This window comes from Aeribacillus sp. SP014 (assembly GCF_054055575.1).
Genome location: NZ_JBSRXI010000001.1, coordinates 2,248,164 through 2,265,212 on the forward strand (window position 1 = coordinate 2,248,164; position 17,049 = coordinate 2,265,212).

Annotated in this window: 12 protein-coding genes and 1 pseudogene; 5 read left to right on the forward strand and 8 right to left on the reverse strand. The window is 36.2% G+C overall.

All coding sequences use genetic code 11. The annotated features are described in order from the left end of the window. Positions 1-13 precede the first annotated feature (13 nt). Both ACVIJU_RS10955 and ACVIJU_RS10960 read left to right on the forward strand, forming a co-directional pair. A protein-coding gene (locus tag ACVIJU_RS10955; protein WP_153028110.1) for an IS3 family transposase occupies positions 14-1,170 on the forward strand; the annotation gives its coding sequence in 2 pieces (ribosomal slippage) (positions 14-275 and positions 275-1,170; 1,158 coding nt in all). A 188-nt stretch (positions 1,171-1,358) separates the two neighbouring features. Continuing rightward, positions 1,359-1,445 (forward strand): annotated as a pseudogene (locus tag ACVIJU_RS10960) (IS3 family transposase); the annotation flags it as partial. 131 nt (positions 1,446-1,576) lie between these two features. On the opposite strand, the gene ACVIJU_RS10965 reads toward ACVIJU_RS10960, so the two are convergent. The 7 genes from ACVIJU_RS10965 to ACVIJU_RS10995 form a co-directional block, all read right to left on the reverse strand. Next, entirely contained in the window at positions 1,577-3,715 is a 2,139-nt protein-coding gene (locus ACVIJU_RS10965) for a DEAD/DEAH box helicase (protein ID WP_456687589.1), read from the reverse strand. Positions 3,716-3,717: 2 nt separating this feature from the next. Beyond that, positions 3,718-5,046, reverse strand: a complete 1,329-nt coding sequence (locus ACVIJU_RS10970; RefSeq protein WP_456687590.1) for an ATP-binding protein — start codon at positions 5,044-5,046, stop codon at positions 3,718-3,720. A gap of 391 nt (positions 5,047-5,437) precedes the next feature. Continuing rightward, entirely contained in the window at positions 5,438-6,721 is a 1,284-nt protein-coding gene (locus ACVIJU_RS10975) for an IS110 family RNA-guided transposase (RefSeq protein WP_456687591.1), read from the reverse strand. An 88-nt stretch (positions 6,722-6,809) separates the two neighbouring features. After that, positions 6,810-9,395: a TerB N-terminal domain-containing protein gene (locus ACVIJU_RS10980; RefSeq protein WP_456687592.1), complete on the reverse strand. Its 2,586-nt coding sequence runs from the start codon at positions 9,393-9,395 to the stop codon at positions 6,810-6,812. A 261-nt stretch (positions 9,396-9,656) separates the two neighbouring features. Continuing rightward, the gene (locus ACVIJU_RS10985; RefSeq protein WP_456687593.1) at positions 9,657-9,902 is read right to left on the reverse strand and encodes a ParA family protein; all 246 of its coding nucleotides are present in this window, start codon (positions 9,900-9,902) and stop codon (positions 9,657-9,659) included. Positions 9,903-10,208: 306 nt separating this feature from the next. Then, positions 10,209-12,872, reverse strand: coding sequence for a DEAD/DEAH box helicase family protein (locus tag ACVIJU_RS10990; RefSeq protein ID WP_456687594.1), 2,664 nt, complete (start codon positions 12,870-12,872; stop codon positions 10,209-10,211). Between the two features lie 28 nt (positions 12,873-12,900). Continuing rightward, the gene (locus tag ACVIJU_RS10995; protein ID WP_456687595.1) at positions 12,901-14,205 is read right to left on the reverse strand and encodes a site-specific DNA-methyltransferase; all 1,305 of its coding nucleotides are present in this window, start codon (positions 14,203-14,205) and stop codon (positions 12,901-12,903) included. 25 nt (positions 14,206-14,230) lie between these two features. Between ACVIJU_RS10995 and tnpA the strand changes: the two genes are divergently transcribed. From tnpA to tnpC, 3 genes are all read left to right on the forward strand, one after another. Beyond that, the gene (gene tnpA / locus ACVIJU_RS11000) at positions 14,231-14,551 is read left to right on the forward strand and encodes an IS66 family insertion sequence element accessory protein TnpA (RefSeq protein ID WP_327864002.1); all 321 of its coding nucleotides are present in this window, start codon (positions 14,231-14,233) and stop codon (positions 14,549-14,551) included. Continuing rightward, entirely contained in the window at positions 14,545-14,901 is a 357-nt protein-coding gene (gene tnpB / locus ACVIJU_RS11005) for an IS66 family insertion sequence element accessory protein TnpB (protein WP_157727923.1), read from the forward strand. The genes tnpA and tnpB overlap by 7 nt, the downstream gene beginning before the upstream one ends. A 61-nt stretch (positions 14,902-14,962) precedes the next feature. After that, positions 14,963-16,540, forward strand: a complete 1,578-nt coding sequence (gene tnpC, locus ACVIJU_RS11010; protein ID WP_327864003.1) for an IS66 family transposase — start codon at positions 14,963-14,965, stop codon at positions 16,538-16,540. A gap of 19 nt (positions 16,541-16,559) precedes the next feature. Here tnpC and ACVIJU_RS11015 read toward each other — a convergent pair whose 3' ends face one another. Next, positions 16,560-17,042 (reverse strand): DNA methyltransferase, encoded by a 483-nt coding sequence (locus ACVIJU_RS11015; RefSeq protein ID WP_456687596.1) that lies wholly within the window; start codon positions 17,040-17,042, stop codon positions 16,560-16,562. Positions 17,043-17,049: the final 7 nt, after the last annotated feature.

Genomic DNA, 17,049 nt, shown 5'->3' on the forward strand with positions numbered 1-17,049 from the left:
ATGAGGTGTCTACATGACAAAAAAACAAAGGCGGTACGAGGAAGACTTTAAGCGTCAAACTGTTCGTTATATTTTGGAGGAAGCGAAATCCGTTGCACAAGTGGCTCGTGAGCTCAAAATTAACGAAAATACTCTTCACGGCTGGATGAAAAAATATAAGCAAGAACCTGAAATAACAGAAACCCAAACGTTTCGATCCGAAGACCACGAAGTTCGTGAACTGAAGAAACGTATTCGGGATCTGGAGGAGGAAAACTCCATCTTAAAAAAGGCGATGCACTTCTTCGCGAAAGACCATCGGTAAAATATTCATTTATCCATGAGCATCGCTTCGATTACCGATTGGAGAAGATGTGCGAAGTATTGAAAGTTTCTCGAAGCGGTTATTATAAATGGCGTGATCGTCCCAAAAGTGCTAGACAAGAGCGTCGAGAAGAATTGACGCAGGAAGTGCGTCGTGTGTATATCGAATCTCGCCAACTGTATGGGAGTCCAAAGGTTGCCAAAAAGCTTAATCATGAAGGCATTAAGGTTTCACAGAAGACGGTTTCCCGCATAATGAACAAAGAGGGAATGAAGTCTCGTACCGTGAAAAAGCATAAGGCTACCACTAACTCAAAACATAACCATCCGGTCCACGAAAATGTCTTAAACCAACATTTTACTGTTACGAAACCAAATGAAGTATGGGTAGCTGATATCACATACATTCCAACGGATGAAGGTTGGCTTTATCTAGCTAGTATGATGGATTTGTATTCAAGGAAAATAGTCGGCTGGCATATAGACTGTTCCATGAAAAAGGAGCTAGTGTTAAGTGCTTTAAAGCAAGCCTATCAGCGTCAACAACCACAGGGTTCTATCCTCCATCATTCTGATCGAGGGAGTCAATATGCTTCAAATGACTATCAAGCTAAGCTAATGGAATACGGAATGAAATGTAGCATGAGCCGCAAAGGAAATTGTTATGACAACGCTTGTATTGAATCATTTCATGGGGTTATAAAAAAAGAACTAATCTATCAGACTCGTTATAAAACAAGGGAGGAAGCAAAAAAGAGCATATTTGAGTATATAGAAATATTTTACAATAATAAACGTATTCACTCCGCAACAGAGTATTTTTCGCCATCTGAATACGAACGTATGTACTATAAAAAGGGAGCTTAATGAACATATTAATAGAATAGTTAGACCCGAAAATTTACCTTTTAAAAATAATTAGGACAACGTCGTAATTATTTTTAAAAGGCCACCAAGCGATAGCGCGGTAGCTGCGAAAAAAAATCTATAAATTTTTGTGTCTACTTTATTGACCTAATATCAATTATTGTTATGAAAATTGCTCATCTACAGTTCATTATTACAATCACAAACGAATTAAGGCAAAATTAAAAGGCATGAGTCCCGTTCAATACCTAACTCATGCCCAAGTAGTTGCCTAAATTTCCGTGTCTAACTTTTTGGGTTCAGTTCAGTGATTTTTGAGAATATTACAGGCTCTCTTTTTCTGATATTCTAATAATCTTCGACATACTTCGGGGTGTGTCAGAATCAAGCAAATTTCATTAAAAAATCACAGTTCAATTAATCTAAATGTGTATGACTTAAGATAAGAAAGCGTATTTTCAATATCAATTTCATTGGCAATATGCATTTTGTCTCTTAATCTTTCCGGTAAATAAAAGGAAAACTTAGACACAAATGTTTCTCTTTCTAATACACCTTTCATCACATCTTCAGCACACCAAGTCGAATTTTTTATATCATCAAAAACCTTTAGAATATCTTCTTCAGGAGGCATAGTGATTTTAATTCTCCCTACTCCATCAACTGTTTTTACATCAACACCCTTCGTTCTAAGCATCCACATTAAAGTTTGATAAATGGTTGTGCCGGTATAAGTTTCAAATACTAATTCATCTTTTTTTCTCCATATCACCCGCTGTTGAGGTGTAACTTCATAAGAATGATAAGGAATTCTTATCTCCTTTAGACAATCAGCGGCCTTCTCATCAATATATTCAAAGAAATTGTCTGAACATATAATTTCCATCATTTTTTCACCTATTCTTTGGTGAATTTTACCGCCATCACCAGAATATTTAGGTGGGTCTCCTTGTGAAGCCTTGGAGACATATATTTTATTTCGCTTTGAATCAATATCATAAATTTCCCATAACTTTCCTGCTAAAATAATTCTATCTTTAATGTTAATAAATGGGCTTTTGTCTATTGTACCTATTTGTTTTGTTCCACTAAAGACATCATACTGTTCACGTGTCATGAAAACAGAATAAAATTCTCTACTTCTTAAGATTCGCTCTCCTTCTATCCCTATAATTAATTCCTGAACAACAGGTAACTGTTCAAGAATTTCTCTTTCTATCATGTAGTTTAATAATTCATTAATGTCTTCTATATCTAAATCATGGAATGCATCATTGGACTTGATCTCTTGAATAAGCTGGGAGCGTTTTATCCCATTATATTGTTGGCACATAGATATAATTTGATGGAATAAGATATCAAATGGTTGTTTGTATCCTTGGGATGGCTCTACCCATTTTTCTAACACCAATTCCATAACTGCTAATGATTGGACTAAACTATCTTCCATTGTGCTATATAGTTGAAGCATGCTGCTAGAGCCTTGTTTTCGCCCCGATCGTCCTAGCCTCTGGCGTAATGATGATACTGTATAGGTACTGTCTACCTGTATGACAATATCAATACTTCCGATATCTATGCCTAACTCTAAAGAACTAGTTGCAATCACACTCTTAGGAGATGTAGATTCGGCAATTGTTTTTTCTACAAACTTACGCTCTTTTTTATCAATAGATGAATGATGTGGATAATATGTTTCTCCTTCTCCCTCTTTTTGTGCTAAACGGTTAAGAAGAACAGTAGAATATTCAACCTCTTCTCTAGAGTTGCAAAAAATAATAGCTTTAGCTTCTCTTGTTAATTCCCTTATATCTTCGTATAACTCGATTGGCTTTTTATTAGCTTCAATTCGTTGAAAATGCATTAGATGGTAGAGTAACTCTTTATCGTATCCTTTTTCGTGAATAATTCGAACTCTATCTGTATTTCTAAAATTAACCCATTGTTTCACAAACTCAAAATTATCAATAGTAGCGGATAGACCGATATATCGGGGGCGTTTGTTTATTACTTTTTCTATCCTTGCTAATAAAGAACGTAATTGTATTCCCCTCTCAACGTCTAAAAACGAATGTATTTCATCTATAACAATAAAATCTAACTTATTGAAAATATGCGGAATCATAGATGTTCTATTAATAAATAAACTTTCAATCGACTCCGGTGTGATTTGTAATATACCAGCTGGATTCTGAATGAACTTTTTCTTTTTGCTTTGTAAAACATCACCATGCCATTTATGTATGGGAATTCCAATATCCTTACAAAGGCTTTCAATCCGTTCGAATTGGTTATTTATCAGTGCTTTTAACGGAGAAACATATAACACCTTCAATGATTGTTTAGCTGTATCCTCAATTAGTGTAAGAATAGGTAAAAAGGCTGCTTCTGTTTTTCCAGAAGCAGTCCCCGATGAAATGATAATATCATCATCTGTTTCGATAATTGCGGGTATTGCTTTATCTTGAATCGGAGTAAATTCTTCCCATCTCATCTCCCATATTTTTTTCTGCATATTTGGTGATAACAAATCAAACGAACTCATTCTCATCCTCCTGTTCTTGAGAATCGAGAAGTGATATTTGTAACTCTGCTATTGTTGGTTGATTCCTGATTCGTTAAAGCGACTCCAAACAATTCCGAACGATTATAGTCGGGATGTTGTTGAAGAATGTTTAATGCACCTAAAAATGTACGAATAACCTCCCCTACTGTGAGATTACCTTCTGCACCTGGCTTAGAGTATTCCTTACGAATGAACGATTTAATTTCTTCGTTTGTTACCGTGGTTTCATATCCATGATGTACAGCATGAATATCTCTTAGTTTCTGTAAAAGAACATATGTTTCATCATGTGTTAACGGTGTTAATTTAATCACTGGTTGACTTAAATCACGATGTTCTTTGGTTTCAAACGGATTGGTTTGCAATCGTCTTTTTAATGCTCCATATGAAAACAAACCTTTTCGTTCATCTTCCAAAAACTCTGGCGTTCCACCAATAGTAATATACAGGCCTTCTACGTTTCCTTGTAATGTATCATTATAAATCTTCAAGATAGTTTCATAGTTCTTTTCTCTCGTTTGTGGGTGAGTAATCTTATATAAGTTAATGGCTTCATCTAAGTTGATAACAAGTCCAGAATAACCAATTTGTTTTACAAACTGAGACATAACTTTCAAGTAATCGTAATAATTGTTGTCATCTATAATAGTCCTTACCCCTAAATCGGCTCTGGCCTCTGTTTTAGTGCTATATTCTCCTCTTAACCATCGGATGGCCTGTCGTTGCAATTCATTGTCATCTTCAACAAAGCCTTTAAAATAAAGATTTAGGATTCGGGAAAAATCGTAACCACCAGTTAACTCATCCATCTTAGAAACAATTTTAGTGATCTCTGTCTGAACATCTTTCACAAATTCTTCGTTATCAAACTCCACCATTCCGTTATATTTATCCTCTGCTATTTTTGATTGAACATCACTTATCCATTTATCTAAAATAGCGGGTAATGCATTCCCTTCTGGAGAAGTAGCAGTAGACAAGTTTTTCATCAATTCCGTATAGGTAGCAACTGCCTTTCCTTCACTACCATATAATCGTCTTTCTGGAGTAAAGTCAGCATTAGCCACAACAAATTTTTCATTAAATGCGATTTGTTTAATTAACGATTGAATAAAACTTTTTCCACTTCCAAAAGGACCAATAAATAATTTAATAATGGAAGCACCTTCTTTAATATTCTTTAAGTCGGATAAAATTTGTTTTGCTTCTTCCGCACGACCTACCATGATATATTGAAGACCTCTGCTTGGAACAACTCCACCTGATAATGCATTCAAAATAGCACTGGAATCTCGTTTTTTAATATTCATTTATACACTCTCCCTCTATAAACTTTAATTTTCTTCAAAATTCTCGCGTTTTCTTTAAATTTCGCTAACACATAATAGCTTCTTCACCTCAAATAAGCAGAAATTTCTTGTATTTATTCAATATATTTACATGGTAAGGTGCATCCTATAATACAGATTTACAATATCTGTATTATCATGTATGACCGTGCAAGAAATCTCCACACTTCTCATGGTCGCTCACCCTCCCATGTATCACTGGATTTTAAGATCCACACATTCCTTCGTTCTGCGTATCCATGAGGTGGAGGTTGGATATGCTCCTTTACAGGGTCTAATGCCCGAATGGTGAAATTATACTCCAACTCTGCACTATTGGTGTTTGTCAGAATAACAAGTCGTTTGAAAGCTTTTATGCAGCCTGTAATGCTTTTATTTGAGGTAATCCCTTTAATAGCTTTAATCCATCAAACTCACACTGTTTCTTACCAATGGCAAATAACACACGTAATAATTTACAACACAAGGCAATCAGTGATTGTTGTTTTTTTAACGGCCTATCTAGCCGATTGGTATAGTAATGATGCAAGGCTTTAAACACAGAATTATGGGCAACGAGTGGACGAATGGCTAAGTATAATGCTTTCCGCAAGCGACGGCGACCTCTTTTCGTTATTTTCGTCTGCCCTTTATACTTACCTGAACTGTGTTCTTTTAACGAAAGCCCTGCCAGGTTGACTAGTTGTTGGGGATGATTGTACTTGCTCAAATCCCCTACTTCCGCAAAAAACAAAGCGATGGTGGTATGACCGAGTCCCGGGATACTCGTCATTTGCTTCGCACCTGGTATGCTTTCAACCCTGCCTTCTAGTTCCTCGTCTAATTGGGCTAACTGTGTCTTGTAAAGCTCATATTGATCCAATAGACAATCCAATTCTCTTTTGGCGAACTGGATTCCGACTTCAATCCCAACGCTCTTGTTCGATACCTCTACGAGTTTGGTTGCACGTTTTAGCCCAACCCCACGCTGTACATGCGGTTTCCATTTTTGAAGTACTTCTTCTGGTGTCAACTTTTGAATATCAGAAGGAAATGGAAACATGCGCAAGGTATGAAAGGCGGCTTTCCCTTTCCAATCTCCAAACACATCGAAAAACTCTGGGAAAAAGCGCTGAATGACGTTTTCAATCCGCCCTTCAATGATCATAAGCTGTTTGATGAGCTGATCTCGTAATTTGACGCCTTCCCTTAGTTCAGCGTATACGCCCTCTAATAGGTTCGGTACGGAGTATCGCCCATCTTTCATTAACTGTGCAATGACACGAGCGTCTTTTGTATCGTTTTTTGTAGGTGAATTATCATCCAGTTCTTTGCTTTTTTTGACGTGCATAGGATTCACTAGCACTACATCATATCCTTTTGCCTTAAGAAAATAGGCAAGATTTAGCCAATAATGACCTGTAGGCTCCATTCCAAAAATCACGTGATCCTTATGATTGTCATTTTGGTGACGCTTGACACAATCTAATAAGGTTTGAAAGCCGTGTATACGATTTTCAAAGATCAACCTCTTGCCAAATTCTAAGCCTCGATCATCTTGAAAACGGGCTACATGCTTTTCTTTCGCTACATCAATACCTACTATAAGAGTTGATGGTGTAATTTGAGAGATTTTTTGATTTTGTGTATAATTCATTTTGAGTCCTCCTTGGTTTATTGAAATTCGGGGTCAATGCGCATTGACACCCTGTACTATACCAAGGGGACTTTTTTTTTTTCAAACCTCAAATTTCTTCATTACAGGAATGCTCCTTTAGTTCATTTAATACCTCAATGTACTCTTCATAAATGACATATTGTTCTCCTTCAAGTTCAATGAATTTGTCTCCTAAAATATCCATTGACTTTTCGTTGATGTTATCTATCACAACATTAATCATGACACCTTTTGACTTCATCAATTGCTTAGCTTCAGACACTTGAATACTGTCTCCCGTAAAATGCTTCAATAAAAACTTTTCCAATTCAGATAGAGAATGAATGAATTCACTTGCTTCTCCATCAGACGAAGATAAAAAATCCAATGAAAAACTGTCACTGCTCCCAAAAAATACATCTGATTCATGCTCTTTATCACTCTTTTCAGAATTAGGTATGTTATCATTAACATTTTCATCAGCTAATACTACAGATACATTATTTTCAACAGTTGTAGAGATTGAGTGTTCATCTCCGTCTTCATATTGTTCAAAATGTTGTAGTAATAAGCGATTTTCCTCTTCAAGTTGTTTGATTTTATCATCGTCAAATTCAATAACAGTCTCTAAGTCTTGTATTTGTTCTCCTGATGATACAGTATCTTGTTTTTGACTGATATCTTTAGGTGGATCTGGTATCTTAGAACCGCTATTCATGGTACCTTTTTGAACAACTTTAAACCGTGAACCAATACCATCTTTATTTAAAAATATTTGTTTCATATTTTCACGAAATTCTTCAGGCAACACTTCTTCATCCACTTTCACCATTCTGTTATTCTCTTTTAACAGCCGCATAATGTTTTCTGAGTATTTGAATAACGCAGTTACTTGATCAAATAATTTTTCAGAAGGCACTAATACATTCATTGTAATTTCAGTGTTTCTCTCTTCTCTATGAACTACTGCCCCTTGAAACAAGAACATTGGCTGCTGCTTAATATTTTCAACTAACCATTCATCCACTATTGAAATCCCTTGTTCTTCGTAGTACTCTCGTAGTAATTGAATTCCTGATTTAAAGATATTGTAAATTCGGTTTTTGTTCTGAGTAAAAAATGCAGTTTCTCGATGATTACGCAGATACTTTTTCCAAATGGAGATTGAAATTTTGCTCCAGTCCTCTGTTTCTATAAGTGTTTTCTTAAATACCTCGTAATAACGATTACTTGTTCGTTCCCTAATCCAATTACTTGCTAATTCTTTCTCTCCTGCTTCTAGGAGCATGTGACCTATCCATTCAGGTAAATAACGCGATAAACTCGGAAACCGTTCTTTATAATTATTGTAAAGACGAACTAACATGCTTACATTAAAAGATGTTTTTTGGTTAAAGGTATAATTAATTAACTCGTAAGCAAATAAATAAATATAGCTCAAATCCGTATCTATGTAACGCCCCTTTAAAACTTCCTCTCTCCAGTAAAAATACCAATTCTTTTGGTTATCATCTAAGGACCTAAAAGTGGGATAGTATTTCATAAAAGGCACAAACTTCGCCTTTGGATCTCCTGTTTTCTGTGAGTAACGAAGGGAGTCATTTAAAAAATCTGATTCCCTAGTGTGTACGCTAATATAGATATATGAATTTTTTAATGTCTTTCGTTGTTCCTTCCCTTTTATGTTATGAATCATTTCTTTTACAAATGAAGGAGTTTTTACATGTGCAAATTCAGGCAATATAATGGTCTCTTCATCGTAAAACGTACCTGATAAGATATTTTTAATCCCTTTGATGAAAGTATTTACATCTTTAAGTTGTGATTTTGCTACAGGAGAAGATTTTTCCTCTTTATCAACCAATATATCCAATTCAATCTGACGTTGGAGCTCCTGATTTTCTTTTTGTGGCGTTTTTATCACTTCTTCTTGTTGATGTGAATGATCGATTTTTTCTTTTATTTCTAATTCCTGTTTAAATCGTATCAATTCTAATAACGCTGCTTGTAAACGACGTAAATGTTCATTCTTTATTGTTGAAACAACTGATGAAAATTCTTTAAGGTTATTTTGTTGTTGTTTCTCCATTTCACTATTAGCAAGCTGTTCTTTTTCTTTTAGCACTGACTCTGTTGGAATCTGTTTATTTGATCTTTGTTGCTCTTGTTCAAGCTCTTTGTTAACAAGGATGGTTAAACGTTTTACTGGTTCTGTAGAAAAAGGGATTTTTTGAAAAATTCTACCACCTGGTTCGTCCGTACGTTTTTTGTTATCTGTTTTATTAGGTATCACATGTATTTTATCTGTAGATTTTTTCTCATCCGAGTAGGTCGGGATCGCTATTGCGGAAGTACCTTTCTCTTTTCTTAATGTATGAACTTCGGTATTTTCATTAGAAGCTACTGATTCAGAAAGTTCTAACACATGTTCATAGGTAACACCCTCCACATCCAAAGAAGATTCTACCCTCTTTTCGTTGAGTTTGTTCACCCAGGATGAAATAAAAAACATATCTAACCAACCAAGAATAAAAGTATAACCCGTCCAACTGAACAAAAGATAAAGAATTGCTCGAAACGGCTTTTTGAGATAAAATAAATGGGCACCTAATCCACCTAAAAAGAAAGCTAATACATAGGCAACAATTTTATTCTTATGAACCTTTTTCTTCAATAGTTATCTCCTTCCTAAGCTGTAAATTATCACTCCATTGGCTTTATCTCAACTTAGAATATGATCGCTCACAAAATTCGATACGTAGCTTTACGTGGAGTGACAGTTACGTAAGGATCGACGCCATACGAAACAATTCATAATTCCATATCCTGGATATTTGACAAAAATATAGTAATTGAAGCTAAATGTTGCATTCTTCGAAAACGCGTTTCTTCATCCTATTGTTGACCGTTAAAATCACATCTTTTTCTTTTCCATCTACAAGTTGTGGTCATAAAGTTTTTGAATTGAAGGTATGCCTCTCCTGATATTACCGTTTTGATCCAGAACATCTACTCCAAATTTTTTAAAGAATGACTGAGTACAATTAGATTGTGGATCGATATCTATTACAAGAATTTTTTTGCCTCGTTTTTGTAGATAGTACGCTATCTCTTTACATAGGGTTGTTTTACATACACCACCCTTTATATTTAGAAAAGAAATCACTTTGCCCTCCGACATTTAAGATTCCTCTCTATAGAAGTGTTGATATCTTATGCTCTCAGCCTTTCTTTGATAACTATTTGTCAAGTAGATTTGTTAACTACATAAACTAAAAGTTTTAACTTATAACCGAATGAAACGGCATGTCCCTTATTTTTTGGACAAAGTAGGCCTACCTCTATATATACACCCCAAACAATATCAAAAGTCATCAAAAAAACTTGTCGAATTCTGTCGTAAAAAACAAAAAAAGACAGAAGCTATGGCAACTTCTGTCGGAAATGAATAATTAAACCATTTATCTTCTCTGGAATCCTTGCAAGCTTAATTCTGTCTATAAACCGCTCCTAACCCTTTAATCGTCTTGTTCGAATCTACATCATCATGTGGAATTAATAAATATACCCATTCTTTTCCGCCGTTTTCGCGGGCATGATTGGAAGCGTGTTGGCACCAGGTGATGGCAGCTTGGGCTTTCAGTGCTACTTCCTGGTCTTCTTCGATTCTGTTTGTTGCCTTGATTTCGCATAAATACATTTTTTCATCTGTTTCAACAATGAAATCTGGGATGTATTCTTGTGTTTGATTATAGTAAATTTTGATATGATTTTGCGTTGGTTTCAGCCATTTTAAAACGGACGGATCGCTTTCACAAATTACGGCAAATTTTCGTTCAGCGTCAGATTCAAATTTTTGTGTTCGGTACAGGCATTTCTTAAAGCCACCAAAACACATACTGCGAATCGCCGCTTTATTTGCTACTGGTTGGCGAAAATCGCGCACTTCTTCATTGACATCTACAGTGACACTGGTATCTTTTAACGTATCAAACCCTATTCGAACAGTCACTTCATAATTCGTTTGCTCTTCATAATAATGTTCTTTCATCTGCGCATAAATCAACTGTGCTAAACGTTTTTGATTGTAAATAACGACATTTTTTACATCGTCTTCTGTTTTTAAATAACTGCGAAGATAAGAAATCAACTGTCCTGACAGCTTATACAACAACTCAGCATGATCTTCATAAGAAACAGCCTGATAATCCATTAGGTGAAAGACAAGATAATCTTCTAAACGCTCTTCTGTTGTATTTACATCTTTTTTAATTTGTAACACTTCTCTTTGATGAGTACGCAAATGCTCAATCAAAATATTTTCAGCAACTGGTTGCAGTTTCGGAATTAAGCTGCAATCTAAATCAAAATCGTGATAGCCCCATGAGATTTCTCCGGTCGGCTGCAAGATAATTCTCGGGATTTCGATGGACAGATCAGGAAGTAAATCAACTGCTTTTGCAACCATTTCCTCAATCACTTTTTCGGGTTCTTCCTCAAATAAAGACAACTGGGATACCGTATAAGTTTCCTTAACATCACTAATAATTTGTTGTTGGACAGCAGGATCTTTTAGTTGTTTAGAACTATATAACGTTTGTTGCTTGGCAATGGCTCTTACAACGGTTTCCGCAATATTTTTCTTGATTTCTAGTTTCTTTTCCTCTTCAGGAGTGGCGGATTCCTTCCTTCCAACTAACTCATCGATTAATGATACTTCTACGTTCGACTCGATTGTGATTAATTTCTTTTCTGTCTGTGCCACATCACGGCCAATGACAACCCCGCGACGAATAATGGAATTCGGATTATTCGCCTCATCAATAATTTCTTGGAATTTGTCATGAGCAATAATCGTTAAACGATCGACTGCTGGAACTCCCGTCCGTTTTCCATATGGAAGACGAAGACCGCGACCAATGGACTGTTCCACTAACGTCTTTGAGTTTGCTGCACGGAGTGGAATAATCGTATACAAATTCGTTACGTCCCAGCCCTCTTTTAACATGTTCACATGAATGACAATCTCCACTTTTGAATTCGGATCCTCAAGAGCAAGCAATTCTTTAATCGTTTCATCTTTTTCTTCGCCACGCTGATTGGAATGAACGGTAATGACTTTTCCTTTATAACGTCCCTCAAAAAAGTCATCGCTTTCAATGATATTCATAAGTTCTTCGGCGTGATCCGTATCTTGGGCAACGACAAGAATAAATGGTTTCACTAATTTTACATTATTTTCCCGCGCGTATAACTCTAATTCCAATTTTGTTTCTTCATGGACGCGAATACCATCTTCCAGTTTTAAGCGTTCTAATTCACGTTCACGTTCATTAAACTTCGCAGGATTAAAGTTTTCTCTTGTAGCGACAGCCGGCTCTTTCACATAGCCGTCTTCCATTGCTTTATATAAAGGATAGCTATAAATCACATTCTTAAATGGAATCGTTTTATTCCCGCTTTCCACCTGTGGTGTAGCCGTTAATTCTAAGCCGAGAATCGGGTTTAATTCATTAATTGCTTTAACCCCAGCAGACGCGCGGTAACGATGCGATTCATCCATTAATAGAACAAGATCAGGAAGGGATTTCAAATAATCGAAGTAACTCTCCCCTAAATACTCACTTAACCGCTTAATTTTTGGCGATTTTCCGCCTCTCACTTCACTATTAATCTTAGAAATATTAAATATATTAATATTCACAATCTCTGGATCATCTAAAAAAAGTGCCTGTTGAAAATAGTTATCCCCGGTAATAATGTTTGGCTGTTTATTAGCAAACTCGGAAAGCCCCTTAAATACATATTTCGGTGTATTTGGCGTAAAATCCTGAATTAATTTTTCATAAATTGTTAAGTTAGGGGCTAAAACAAAAAAATTACGAATTCCTTTTGCAATATGTAAGTAAGCAATAAATGCTCCCATTAAACGTGTTTTTCCGACACCGGTTGCCAACGCAAAACAGAGCGAAGGAAACTCTCGTTCAAAATCAGTCACTGACGGGAATAACCCATTAACAGCCTCTAGCTTTTCTTTCAAAGATTCGGGATCATTATGTTTATTTAAGCCGAAGTGTTCAATCACTTCAGCAAGAATTTCAAGTGATTCTTTTTGTGGTTTTCGAAGACTAAGCCGGGGATGAAATAGCACTCACAATACGATTCATAACCTCTTCCCCCTAAAATAGCTCTAATTGTTCCGGTTCTTTTTCTTTCATTGGTAATTCATTAATTTTTAAACTGTAATCGTCGCGACCAAATTCACATTTGTTTAAAATTGCCTGTGGGATTTTTTTAATCGTTACTTGCGGGAAGTCATCGATATTGACGTTAAATGCTTTGCAGCAAATTAACAATGTTTCATTTTCTTTCATTTGTTCAACGATTCCCTCAACCATTTGCTGGGTAACAAGCTGTGTTGTTGTATAAATAAAATCGTTCTCCGTCGATTGACCTTGCTTCCAAAACACTTCCGGGTCTGGATTGTACGTAAATCCTTCATGTTTGCACATCGCTTCCGCCAGCATTTCCGCATTGTATTCCGGATTGATAATCCAATTACCAAATTTATCTTTCTTCAACAGGCTTGGCGCCAGTTTGTAATAGCGGAAGCCGCCCCCGCCTTTCCAGTTCACCGCTTTACTTATCCCGCCTTGATCGGTCCCATCAATGACTTGTTTCATGCGCGGAATAATATGCGTATGGCAATGCTCACCAAGTTCTATCATAATCCAGCGGCGCCCCATTTTATGCGCCACCGCCCCGGTCGTTCCAGAACCGGCAAACGAATCAAGAACCCAGTCGCCTTCATTTGTTGCTATTTGTAGTATTCTTTGTATTAACCGTTCAGGTTTCGGAGTAGTAAAAACATCATGCTCGTTAAATTTTTTAACTTCTCTTTTTGCTTCTTGATTGTCCCCTACTTCATCTCTTAACCATAAAGTCTTAGGAACTACCCCCTCCTGAACTTCACTTAAAAATCTTTTTAAACGTGGAACATTATTCCCTTTTTCTCCAAACCAAATTCTATTATCTTTGACTAGCTCTTCAAATTTTTCTTTTGAAACCGCCCAACTCCTACTCTCAGGCGGATAAATAACTCTTCCAGTAGGAGTTGTTATTGGATAAATATCTCTTGGATTTGGTGTTTTTACTGATAAGTCACTCGATGTCCATGGTCCTCTTGGATCATTATCAGGATTTTTATATCTACTATCAGTTTCTGCTGTTCTAGGTAATAAATTTCTTTTCCATAGTTCTTTATTTTTGGCATAAACAAGTATATAGTCATGGCTATCTGAAATAAATTTCGCATCATTACTAGGCGAAAATTTTTTTTGCCATACAATACTAGAGATAAAATTTCTTCTCCCAAATATTTCGTCACAAAGAACCTTTAAATAATGAGCTTCATCGTCATCTATGTAAGCGTCAAATCTTGCACACCTTCTTGATGTGCTAATTTCATGAGATAATCTCCTCAAGATGAAATTGAAGGGGGTTTTTTTTATGCCTAAGAATACTGAATTACAAAAGGTTTGGGAACAACGAATCGCTGACTATCGTAAAAGCGGTCAAACTCAAGTAAACTGGTGCAAGGAAAATCAATGGAGTATTCACCAGTTTAAATACTGGTTAAGAAAAATTGAAAATCCAATAAAAAATCAAGGAAAGTCTACAAAATGGGCATCCGTTACCCTAGAAGATCATTCACAAACAGTTGAAAATTCATTACGGATTGAAATTAGTGGGATTTCAATTGAAGTAAAACCTGGTTTCGATCCGGCCTTTCTTTCAGAAGTGGTTAGGACGTTGAAATCAACATGTTAGCTGGTACAAGAGCTGAACGAGTTTACTTGGCAAAAGGAAGTACTGATTTGAGAAAATCCATTGATGGATTAGCTGCTTTGGTGAAAGAGGGATTTGATTTAGATCCCTTTTCATCAAGCTATTTTGTGTTCTGTAATCGAAAGCGAGATAAATTAAAAATTCTTCACTGGGACTATAATGGTTTTTGGCTTTATTATCGTCGATTGGAAAAAGGAAAATTTCAATGGCCAAATGAAAATGACACTGGAACGATACAAATTAGTTATCGGCAATTACGCTGGTTATTGGATGGTCTTGCAATGGAGCAAAAGAAAGCACACCCAGAAGTAAAGGCTAGAACAGTTATATGAATTTTTTACTTTTAACAAAAACCTTGGAGGAAAATAGCTAAAACCGTCGAATTATTACTACATGATGAAAAATTTAAAGAATCCTACCCAAAACCCATTTGAATTAATTGAAAAACTTCAACAGCAAATCGTTGAATTGACGGCGAAATTACGATGGTATGAAGAACAGTATCGTCTTAGTCAAAAACGAAAATTTGGCTCTTCAAGCGAAAAAACAAATCCTAATCAATTAGAACTACCTTTATTCAATGAAGCAGAGGTAGAGTCTAATGTAAAAGCCGAAGAGCCAACTGTTGAAACAATTACATATCGTCGTAAAAAGAAACGTGGTCAACGTCAAGCTACGTTTGAAAACCTGCCTATGGAAACGATTGAATATCGTTTACCCGAAGAAGAGCAGGTCTGTTCGTGTTGCGGTGAAAAAACACACGAAATGAGCACAGAAGTACGACAAGAATTAGTGATTATTCCGGCTCAAGTCAAAGTTTTAAAACACGTTCGATATGTCTATGGATGCCGTCATTGTGAGCGTAATGAAATAGAGACACCAATCGTTACAGCACCTGCCCCAAAATCTGTGTATCCAAAAAGTTTAGCTTCACCGTCAAGCATGGCATATATTATGAATCAAAAATATGTAGAGGGGCTACCTCTATATCGCCAAGAACAACAGTTCAAACGATTAGGTGTGATCTTATCCAGGCAAACCATGGCCAATTGGATGCTTTATGGTGCCGAAAAATGGCTTGCGCCAATTTATCAACGAATGAAAGAGCATCTCCTCTCTAAAGACATTCTACATGCGGATGAAACAACTGTTCAGGTTTTACATGAACCTGGAAGGTCAAGTACATCGAAATCTTACATGTGGCTTTATCGGACTGGAAGAGAGGATCCACCACTTGTCCTTTATGACTATCAGGAAACTAGAGCAGGAGAACATGCCAAAGAATTCCTAAAAGGGTTTAAAGGATACCTGCATGTCGATGGATATGCAGGATACCATAAGGTATCCGGCGTAACATTAGTTGGATGTTGGGCTCATGCCCGCAGAAAGTTCGATGAGGCTTTAAACGTACTTCCTGAATCCAAACGTCATTCAGCAGTCACAGCTCGGGAAGGACTCAATTTCTGTAATCAGCTATTTGCCATCGAGCGTGATTTGAAAGAATGTACACCAGAAGAACGATATAAAAAACGACTTAAACACAGCCAACCATTGTTGGAGGCTTTTTCAGCATGGCTAAAAACAGAGAAAAGCAATGTTTTACCAAAGAGTCTATTAGGTCAAGCCATTACATACTGCCTCAACCAATGGGAAAAACTCGTGGCATTTTTAGAGGATGGACGTTTAGAAATCGATAATAATCGAAGTGAACGATCCATTAAACCATTTGTGATCGGAAGGAAGAACTGGATTTTTAGCAATACTCCGAAAGGAGCTAAGGTCAGCTCAATCATTTACAGTATTGTGGAGACAGCAAAAGAGAATAAATTAAATCCATTTTATTATCTTCGCTACTTATTTGAAAGGCTTCCCAATATGGATATAAGCAATATGGATGAGCTTGATCAACTACTTCCTTGGTCCAAAACAATTCCTTTGAATTGTCGGGTTTTTAATAATTTATCACAATAATAGTATTTAATCCCTATCATTAAAAGGTGGGGATTATTTTACGCTTACATTTTTTTTGCCATACAATACTAGAGATAAAATTTCTTCTCCCAAATATTTCGTCACAAAGAACCTTTAAATAATGAGCTTCATCGTCATCTATTGAAATCCATAACGAACCGTCTTCACTTATAAGGTTTCTTATAATTTCTAATCTAGCTTTCATTAATGATAACCAAATACTATGTTCTACCCCATCATCATAATGTTCAAAAGCGTTACCCGTATTATAGGGAGGATCAATATAAACACATTTTATTTTTCCTGCAAACTCCTGTTCCAACGCCTTCAATGCTAACAGGTTATCGCCGAAAATAAGCCGGTTATCAAAAATATCATTTTCCGTCACTCGTTCCTTCGCATGATAAGAAAGCTCCGGATCTTCGAGAAGAATGCGCGGTTCGAGCTTTGGTTGTTCGTCTTTGCCAATCCACGTAAGTTCTAGTTTTTGTTTTTGAGCCAATGTACTC

Coding starts and splice junctions, on each gene's coding strand:
- ACVIJU_RS10965 (WP_456687589.1), bottom strand. CDS start 3,715: ATGAGTTCGTTTGATTTGTTATCACCAAATATGCAGAAAAAAATATGG.
- ACVIJU_RS10970 (WP_456687590.1), bottom strand. CDS start 5,046: ATGAATATTAAAAAACGAGATTCCAGTGCTATTTTGAATGCATTATCA.
- ACVIJU_RS10975 (WP_456687591.1), bottom strand. CDS start 6,721: ATGAATTATACACAAAATCAAAAAATCTCTCAAATTACACCATCAACT.
- ACVIJU_RS10985 (WP_456687593.1), bottom strand. CDS start 9,902: ATGTCGGAGGGCAAAGTGATTTCTTTTCTAAATATAAAGGGTGGTGTA.
- tnpA (WP_327864002.1), top strand. CDS start 14,231: ATGCCTAAGAATACTGAATTACAAAAGGTTTGGGAACAACGAATCGCT.
- tnpB (WP_157727923.1), top strand. CDS start 14,545: ATGTTAGCTGGTACAAGAGCTGAACGAGTTTACTTGGCAAAAGGAAGT.
- tnpC (WP_327864003.1), top strand. CDS start 14,963: ATGATGAAAAATTTAAAGAATCCTACCCAAAACCCATTTGAATTAATT.